Annotated in this window: 7 protein-coding genes, 1 pseudogene and 1 riboswitch; all 8 genes and pseudogenes read right to left on the bottom strand. The window is 61.7% G+C overall.

All coding sequences use genetic code 11. The annotated features are described in order from the left end of the window. Positions 1-1,115: pseudogene (locus ABWU19_RS13700) on the bottom strand (integrase core domain-containing protein); the annotation flags it as partial. 229 nt (positions 1,116-1,344) lie between these two features. Next, positions 1,345-2,346, bottom strand: a complete 1,002-nt coding sequence (locus ABWU19_RS13695; RefSeq protein WP_027878124.1) for a pyridoxal phosphate-dependent aminotransferase — start codon at positions 2,344-2,346, stop codon at positions 1,345-1,347. A gap of 59 nt (positions 2,347-2,405) precedes the next feature. After that, a complete protein-coding gene (gene cbiB, locus ABWU19_RS13690) occupies positions 2,406-3,077 on the bottom strand; it encodes an adenosylcobinamide-phosphate synthase CbiB (RefSeq protein WP_435902223.1) in 672 nt (223 codons plus the stop codon). A 390-nt stretch (positions 3,078-3,467) separates the two neighbouring features. Next, entirely contained in the window at positions 3,468-3,680 is a 213-nt protein-coding gene (locus tag ABWU19_RS13685) for a hypothetical protein (RefSeq protein WP_435902222.1), read from the bottom strand. A 51-nt stretch (positions 3,681-3,731) separates the two neighbouring features. Continuing rightward, on the bottom strand, positions 3,732-4,103 hold the full coding sequence (locus ABWU19_RS13680) for an acyl-CoA thioesterase (protein ID WP_435902221.1): 372 nt from the start codon (positions 4,101-4,103) through the stop codon (positions 3,732-3,734). Further along, positions 4,100-5,377 carry a class 1b ribonucleoside-diphosphate reductase subunit beta gene (nrdF, locus tag ABWU19_RS13675; protein WP_435902220.1) on the bottom strand — a complete coding sequence of 426 codons (1,278 nt, stop codon included), beginning with the start codon at positions 5,375-5,377 and terminating at the stop codon, positions 4,100-4,102. The genes ABWU19_RS13680 and nrdF overlap by 4 nt, the downstream gene beginning before the upstream one ends. Positions 5,378-5,387: 10 nt before the next feature. Next, the gene (gene nrdE / locus ABWU19_RS13670) at positions 5,388-7,466 is read right to left on the bottom strand and encodes a class 1b ribonucleoside-diphosphate reductase subunit alpha (RefSeq protein ID WP_435902219.1); all 2,079 of its coding nucleotides are present in this window, start codon (positions 7,464-7,466) and stop codon (positions 5,388-5,390) included. Next, entirely contained in the window at positions 7,429-7,809 is a 381-nt protein-coding gene (gene nrdI / locus ABWU19_RS13665; protein ID WP_435902218.1) for a class Ib ribonucleoside-diphosphate reductase assembly flavoprotein NrdI, read from the bottom strand. Before nrdI ends, nrdE begins: the two co-directional genes overlap by 38 nt. A gap of 156 nt (positions 7,810-7,965) precedes the next feature. Beyond that, positions 7,966-8,039, bottom strand: a riboswitch (adenosylcobalamin-variant (AdoCbl-variant) riboswitch). Positions 8,040-8,143: the final 104 nt, after the last annotated feature.

Below are 8,143 nucleotides of genomic sequence, written 5' to 3'. Positions count from 1 at the left end.
GACCCCCAGAGCAAGACCCCCGCCAGCGTCGTCCTCACCATCTGGATACTGCTGTAATCGGTCAACACATCTGAGACTCTTGGGGAACCGACTCCGCCTGTAGTTTAGCCAGGAACTCCAGGGGAGCCAAGCCCTCCAGGGCCATGTGGGGTCTATGGCCGTTGTAGTACGCCAGGTAGTCCTCCAGCTCGGCCTGGATTTCGCCTACCCTTGTGGGCAAGGGCCGGGTGTAGAACTCGTCCCGGAAGGTCCGCTGTATACGTTCCACATGGCCGTTGAGCTTAGGACTCCGCGGGGGCAGCACGAAGAGCCGGATGCCCAGAGCCTGGCAGCCCTCCTCAAACGCCGCCATGAACTCGCTTCCCCCATCCACCTGCACCGCCCGGATGGGAAAAGGACTCCTGTCCACCAGCTCCCGCAGAAACCCTGCCGCCGTCTGGGCCGTGGCCCGGCGGTGCACCGCAGCCCAGGCCAGGCGGGTAGAGAGTTCCACCGCGGAAAAGTGCTTGACCTCCTCCCCGGGCCCCAGGTTCACGCTCAGGGTGTCTATCTGCACCAGGTCCCCAGGGGCCTTGACCTCATAGCCCGGGGGCTTCCGCTGTGCGTAGGGCCTTGGCGCCCTCCGCTTGGACTTCCCCCTCCTCGTCCGGGCCAGGAAGCCAGCCACCCGCTCTATGCGTCCCTGCCCCTCCAGGTAGGCCAGGATGCGTCCCACCGTGCGCTCGCTCAAGGTATAGCCCGCCTTCCGCAAGGAAAGCCAGATGGGCCAGCGCCCCCAGGTGGGGTTCTCCTTCCGCAAGCCTTCCACCTGCGCCAGCAGCTCGGGGGTCCAATGCACCTTGCCCCGCAGGCGTTGGGGTCGCTTACTTCTGGGTTTCAGGCCGGTGAGTCCCTGCTCCTTGAGCCTTCCCTTCCAGCGGTAGTAGCTGGCCCGGCTGAGGCCCACCACCTCCTGCACCTCGCTCCAGGGTGCCTCCCGTTTCCTGAGGGCTTCCACCTGCTTGAGCTGGCGCAGGCGTTCTAAGGACTGTGGGGTCACCTGCGCCGGCCTCGGCCAGTTCTAAAGCTTTCCTGGCGCCTCTAAAGACCTCTTTGCCGACTGTGGTAAGCTGCATCTGGGGAACCTCCTCTTCCTAAAAGTGGTTCCCCTATTTTGCTTCACTCAGAGTCTCACCTGTGGTTGTCCGATTTCATGGTCCGCCTCCGGCGGACGTGGGGGAGTCCATGTATCCCACGGACTGAAAGTCCGGGGGATTATAGCTCCCCCACGCCCCCTCTTTTCTCTAACCCTCAGTCCCTTATTTTCCAACAGGTATCAAGTCCTTTTCCGAATTGGCATGGCGCCTAGGTGCGCGCTTTCATGCAGCGGGGCAGTGCCTCGAGCAATTCCGCCTGAGCCGCTGCAGGCTGGGCTGAAAGCCGTAGCCACTCTGGTAAACCGAAAGAAGTGCAGTCCCGCACCCGAAAACCCATAGAGTGGAGCTGCCGGGCCACCGCGGTGGCCCGGCCTACTTTTACCAGCAGAAAGTTGGCGGGGCTTTCGCGCACCTCGAGGCCCTGCTGGCGCAACCCCTCGGCCAGCTGGCTTCGCAGTTGCCAGAGTTCCTGGCGGCTTCTCGCCAGCCAGGCCTGAGATGCCTCTTGCATTACGGCACGCAAAAGGGCCTCGCCATGCACTCCCACCACCCAGGAAGGAGCCAGGTTGCGGAAGTGTACCAGGCTTTGCGGAGCGATCAGATAACCTGCGCGTACCCCGGTCAGGCCGTGGGCCTTGTTGGGGCTGTATAAGCGCCAGGTGTTGCTGGGCAAGCGGGGCGGGTCGGGCAGTAGGTAGTAGTAGGCCAGGTCAAGCACCAGAGCGATGCGATGTCGTTCAGCGATATGTGCAGCCTCCTCTATGAAATCGTAGATCTCGCCGGTGGGGTTGTTGGGCACGCACAGAAAAGCTAGGGTAGCTTTAGGCAACAGCCTCAAAAAGGCCTCCCCACTGCTGGCCCGCAGCAGGGGTAGCTCAGCGGGCTGGGCAGCGCGGGCGTACTCGCTGAAGGTGGGCGGTAGGATCAGCATCGGCCCGCGCAGGTAGCGCCAGCGGGTCAGGCGGTGAATCAGCTCGCTGGTGCCGCCGCCCACGGCCACATGCTCGGGCGGCACCTGGTGAAACTCGGCCAGGGCGTCGTGCAGCGAGGTGTAGAGCGGGTCAGGATAGTGGCTGGGGTCGGCAGCCTGGACCGCAGCCAGGGCGCGGGGGTCGGGGCCTAGGCTATTGGCGTTGGTGGAAAAATCGTAGCGTGGGGTGGGGCCGGAATCGGTACCCCCGTGTATAGGCATGAGAACGTCATCAATCATGAGTGACCATTATGGTGGTTGTTCTGGTGCAGTCATGTGGCCTATCCTCAAGTATGGCTCTAGAACAATCCCAGGATAGCCTGGCCGCTGTTCCAGGTGCACAAACCAGCCACAAGCCCTGCGCTCCAGCCCACCCAGATAGCCCGGCTTAGCCCAGCCTGCAGGTCCTGGGCTGTGGGGAGGCGTCCGCTCGAGTGCAGCACGTACACGTTGGGCTTGGACAGGCGTATGCCCAGGAAAAGGGCCAGCGCCGCCATGGGCCAGCCGCTGTTGGGCGAGGGGGTCTTGCGGGCTTCCCGCCAGAGCGCTTTCCAGGGGCAACGCCAGCCACATAGCAGTAGGCCGGTGATGCGCGCCGGGATGTAGCTCAGGCAGTCGTCGGCGCAGGCCGCGAACTTGCCGGCCCACTCCCAGCTTCCCCGATACCCCCATAAGGCATCGGCAGTATTGGCAAAACGGTACAGGGCAGCTCCTGACAGGCCCAGCAAGACGAACCAAAACAGAGGGGCTACCAGCGAGTCGTTGAGGTTCTCGGCCAGGCTCTCCAGGGCGCTTTCGCGCACCTCATTCGGGGATAGGGCCTCGGCGGGGCGGCTGACGAGGTGGCTGAGGCGGGTGCGGGCCGCCTCGAGGCTCTCCTCCAGGAGCTTTTCCACTGCGTTTACCTCATCGAGCAGCATCCGAAAGGCAAAAAGGGGTTTGAGCGAGAGCGCCGTGAACAGCAGCTTCAAGGAATCCGCGAGCTGCTCGAGTTGCCACGCCAGGGCTCCGTATACTGGTGACGACTCCTCGGACTGAAGTCCGAGGCTTCTCGGTTCTCACGGAACGGCTACTGCCGTATCCATCCCCGAAGGCTCCGTCCGAGCCCAGAAAAACCTTGACTCCGTATCTGGGAGGTGGCATTTCAGCACAGACTCTCCCACGGGTGTTCGTTTGGAGTTTTACCCATCGGACTACCCAATGGAACCCCTTACTCCAAGTTTCAAGGTGCACGGGGAACGCTGTCCCCGAGGAGATTTTAGCACACATCTGCCGCCCACTATGCTATGTCCGCCACCGGCGGACGTAGGGGAGTCCATGTATCCTCGTCGCCTCGCCGTGGCGAGGCGAGAACCGGGGGATTATAGCTCCCCCACACCCCCTCTTTTCTCTAACACCAAAACGGCACCCATCAGCCAGTACCCTGCACCCAGCAGCAGCGCGCTTCGGGGTGGCCTCGAGGTCAGCTTTCGCCCCACCCGGTTCAGGTAAGCCCCCATCCAGACCACCGGATGCAGCCGGGCGGGGGGTTCCCGCAAAAACCAGTCGAGCGTCAGGGCCAGGAGAACTGCCATACAGGGTATCTTGTTGGAAGCGAGAGGCGCATGTTTTCGCCTCAGAACGTCTCAACCTGGAGCGTTGATGGCCCTGGGCTTTCCGTTTTCGTCCAACGCGACCATCACAAAACCAGACCGACAGGCCAGGATGCGCGTTTCTTTGCTGATCGGCTCGACCCACATCTCCACCTCCAGGCGCATGGAGCTGCGCCCCACCGAGGTAACCCAGGCCACCAGCTCCACAATCGAGCCCTGTGGAACGGGCTGGTGGAAATCGATGGCGTCGGTGTGTACCGTAACCACCTTAGAGCGGGCGTAGCGGGTGGCAGCCACGAACGCAGCCTCGTCCATCCAGGCCATGGCCGTGCCCCCATACAGGTTGCCATAGTGGTTGCAGTCGGGTGGGCGTACCAGGTGTACGGTACGGGTCTGCTGGCTCATGCCAAACCCCGCAGGCGGGTGCGCTCCTCGCGGTAGAGGATATAAGCCCTAGCCACCTGGGGGTAGCTTTTCATCAGGCCCTCCTCCACCATGTCCTGGATCTTCTCGATGTGCAACCGCTCCTTGCGTGCCCGCCGCTTGATGGGGGAGAGGATAAGCTGCTCGATGACCTCAGGCTCGAGGCCTACCCCCACGGCGGTGGCAGCCTTCTCTACTGCCCGCACGATACGTATCTCGTCGAAGGGAACCTCCCGCCCATCGCGCTTGGTGACGGGGAGATACTCGGGCGAGAGGCCTTCGAAGATGAAATCCGCATCGCAGAGGGGCTCTACCCGGATGGCCTTGACATAGCCATTGCCCTTGGTGGAGAAAAAGTCGTGGTTTTTGGTTTTGGTCGAGAGCCCGGCCAGCACCACCGGATTGACCTGTTCCGCGCCCACCTCGAAGTGAGGCTTTAGCCCCAGGTTCATCAGGGCCTTGTCGGCGTTGTAGTGCGCGAAGGTTAGAACGGCTTCCTCCAGGCCAAGGGGCGCGTACAGGGTCTGGGTGTAGCGGCGCTCGAGGGCCTCGAGCTGCTCCAGCATCTCGTAGACCTCCCGCTCCGCCTTTTTCTGGGCCCTCTCGCTCAAACTGGCGCACACCTCCTGGGCCAGCAGACCCACATACACCCCGTGGATGCTCTCGTCGCGGATGATGAGCGAGATGATCTCGCCGGAGTTCACCAGCCTGCCCTGGCCCGCTAAGAGCAGCGGGAAAAAGAAGCCCGAGTAAAACAGAAAGGACTCCAGGAACACACTGGCCGCGAGGCCCAGGTAGAGGCTCTGGGGGTCTTGTACCCCCCGGTAGCGCTCGAGAACGAAGCGCTGCTTTTCCTGCAAGAGGGGCTGCCCTTTTACCCAGTCGAACAGCTCGCCGATTCGCTCACTGCTGCACAGGGTTGAGAAGATGCTGCTGTAGCTTTTGGCGTGCATGTGCTCCATGGCCCCCATGAAGGAGAGCACCGCCTTGGCTTGCAGCTTGGGGATGTGCTGCGACAGAAGGGGCATCCCCACGCTTCCCTGCACGGTGTCGAGCAGGGTCAGCCCGGCCAGCACCTGCTCGTAGACCCGCTGCTCTTCTTTGGAGAGGGTCATCCAGGTCAGCTTGTCGTCGGCCAGCGGAATCTCCTCGTCGACCCAGAACTGCCGCACGTTTTGATCCCAGAACATCTTGGTGTAAGCGTCTTCCAGGCGGTTCCAGTTGACGGCGCTGAAGGTTTGTTCGACTAGTTCCATAGGCTTTTCCTTAGACTGAGCAGGACAGGCACTCCTCTACCGAGAGGTTCTTGGTGCGGGTGTAGTAGAGGCTCTTGAGGCCTTTTTTGGCCGCGTACACGTAAAGCCGGGCCAGCTCGCGGGTGCTGGTCTCGCTGGTGACGTAGATGACCGTGCTGATGCCCTGGTCCACATGGGCCTGGGCCTCGGCCACCAGGTCGATCAGGCGGTACATGTTCATGTGGTAAGCGCTCTTGTAAAACCAGTAGGTTTCTTCGGAAAGAAAGGGCATGGGGTAGTAGGTGGTAGCGTTGCCGTAGGTGCGGGTCTCCACGTGTTCTACGATGGGCTGGATGGAGGGGGTGGCGTTCTGGATGTAGCTGATGGAGGCGGTGGGGGCTATCGCCAGCCGGTAGGCGTGGTAGAGCCCGTGCTCTGCCACCTCCTCCTTCAGGCGGGCCCAGTCCTCGGGAGAGGGCAGGGGGATGCCCTGAAAAAGTTTTTGCACGGCCTCGGTGCGGGGGCGGAAGTCTGTGGTCAGGTATGGCTCAAAGTACTCGCCGCTGGCGTAGGTAGATCTTTCAAAGCCAAAGAAACACACCCCACGCTCCCGGGCGATCTCCATGGAGCGCTTCAGGCTATGGTAGTTCACCGCAGCGAAGAAGCTCCGCACGAAGTCGCGGGCCTCCACCGACTCGTAGCTCAGGCGGTTCTTGGCTAAAAACCCGTGCAGGTTCATAGCCCCTAAGCCCACCGAGTGGAAGGCTTGGTTGGCCCGGTACACGCCCGGCACCTGGCGCACCGCACTGGCATCGCTGACCGCGGTGAGGGCGTCCATGGCGGTGTGCACGCTCTCGGCCAGGTTCTTCTGCTCCATCACGTTCACGATGTTGAGGGAGCCCAGGTTGCAGCTGATGTCGAAGCCTGGCTCCACCACCTCCCCTGCCTCGCCTACCAGGGTGGGGGTCTGTAGCTGGAAGATCTCGGTGCAGAGGTTCGACATCTTGATCTGGCCTAAAGCCTTGAGGGGGTGCGCCCGGTTGGCGTTGCTCTTGTAGACGATATAGGGGTAGCCCGACTCGAACTGGGTCTGGGCGATGCGGGTGAGCATGGCCCGGGCTGAAAGGGCCCGCTTCTTGACCTGGGGGTGGGCCAGGAGCTCCTCGTACCGCCGGTCGAGGTTCATGTCGTCGAGGTGCTCCCCAAAGGCCTGGTAGACCGAGTAAGGCGCGAAGACGAAGAAGTCCTCGCCCCGTTCGGCTAGCTCGAAGAATTTCTGTGGCACGATGAGCCCCAAGGAGAGGGTCTGGATGCGGCTTTTCTCGTCGGCATTGATCTTCTTGGTATCCAGAAACTCTTCCACGTCCCAGTGGAAGATGTTGAGGTACACCGCCCCGGCCCCCTTGCGCTGCCCCATCTGGTCGGCGTAGTTGAAGGCGTCCTCCAGGAGCTTCATCACCGGCACCACCCCCTTGGCGGCGTGGGCCACGCCCTTGATGGGCTCGCCCCGCGCCCTCAGGCGGGAGAGGTTGAGGGCTACCCCGCCCCCAATCTTGGAAAGCTGCATGGCGGCATTCAGGTTGTAGCCGATGGAGTTAAGCGAGTCGTCCACCTCCAAAAGAAAACAGGAGACCAGCTCCCCCCGCCGGGCCCGCCCGGCGTTCAGAAAGGTGGGGGTGGCGGGCTGGTAGCGCTGCTCCATCATGGCCCGCACATAGGCCTCGGCTTTGGCTGCGTCGCCCTGGCCTAAGTGCAGGGCTACGGATAGCACCCGGTCCTCGTAGCGTTCCAGGTAGAGCTTTTTGTCATCGCTTTTGAGGGCGTAGTCCTTGTAGAACTTGGAGACCGCCATGAAGCTCTGGAAGCGGAAGCCATAGCTGTAGGCCAGATCAAAGAGCCTCAGGATGGTTGCCTCGTCGTAGTGGACGAAGAAATTCTCGTAGTAGCCCTCCTGGACCAGGGTACGCAGCCGGATGATGGGGTCGGGGAACTTTCTGAGTTTCCCCAAGGCTTCCTCTTCGAAGGCCTGGGCGGCCTCGAGGTCTTTCTCTAGCTGGAAAAACCCATCTCTTTTATGCAGCACCGCACTGTTGAGCTCGAGATAGCGCACCTATAACCTCCTTGACGATTGCGATATCCCTGGCCGTACCGGCCAGTTCAAATCTGTGCACCACAATCAGGCCATAACGCTCGGCCAGCACATCGCCCGCTCGGGCAAAGTTGCTGCCCCAGTTGCGGTTGCCACTCACCGCCACACCCCGGATGTGAGGCCGGTTGTGCTCCACAAAGCGGAGCACCTCTACTGGCGCCTGGCCGAAGCCGGTGGTGTAGGTCAGAAGTAAGCAAGGCTCTGCCACCTCTTCCTCCCCGCTCGCAAGGCGCAGTCGTCTAAAGCCCAGCTTCTGTACAAAACGCTCGACGTTGCCAGTTTTGGACGCGTAGACAATGAGCAAGTAAACCTCCTGGAAAGCTCACCCCAAAGGGTAAAGGGAGTCCGATAAACACAGGTCAGCAGAGGCACAACGGGGCTTCTAGCCGCTGTCTATTTGTACAGGGAAACTCATTCGAACCATCCTTTCCGCCCCTTGCGCGGGGGCGAGCGATGAGGACCGGAAGCAGGTATTCGGGCTATAACCGTTGCGCGACAGCGGCGGAATTGCACCGCGCTTCCCCTGGTATCCGACCCAGAAACCACATCTTGTGGCTTCTGCGGAGAAAGATACTACGTTACGCCAATTCGGAAAAGGACTTGACACCCAGTGGAAAATAAGGGACGGGGGTGAGTTA

The organism is Meiothermus cerbereus (genome assembly GCF_051297115.1).
Classification (GTDB): Bacteria; Deinococcota; Deinococci; order Deinococcales; family Thermaceae; genus Meiothermus; species Meiothermus cerbereus_A.
This window is presented reverse-complemented; position numbering and strand designations above follow the sequence as displayed.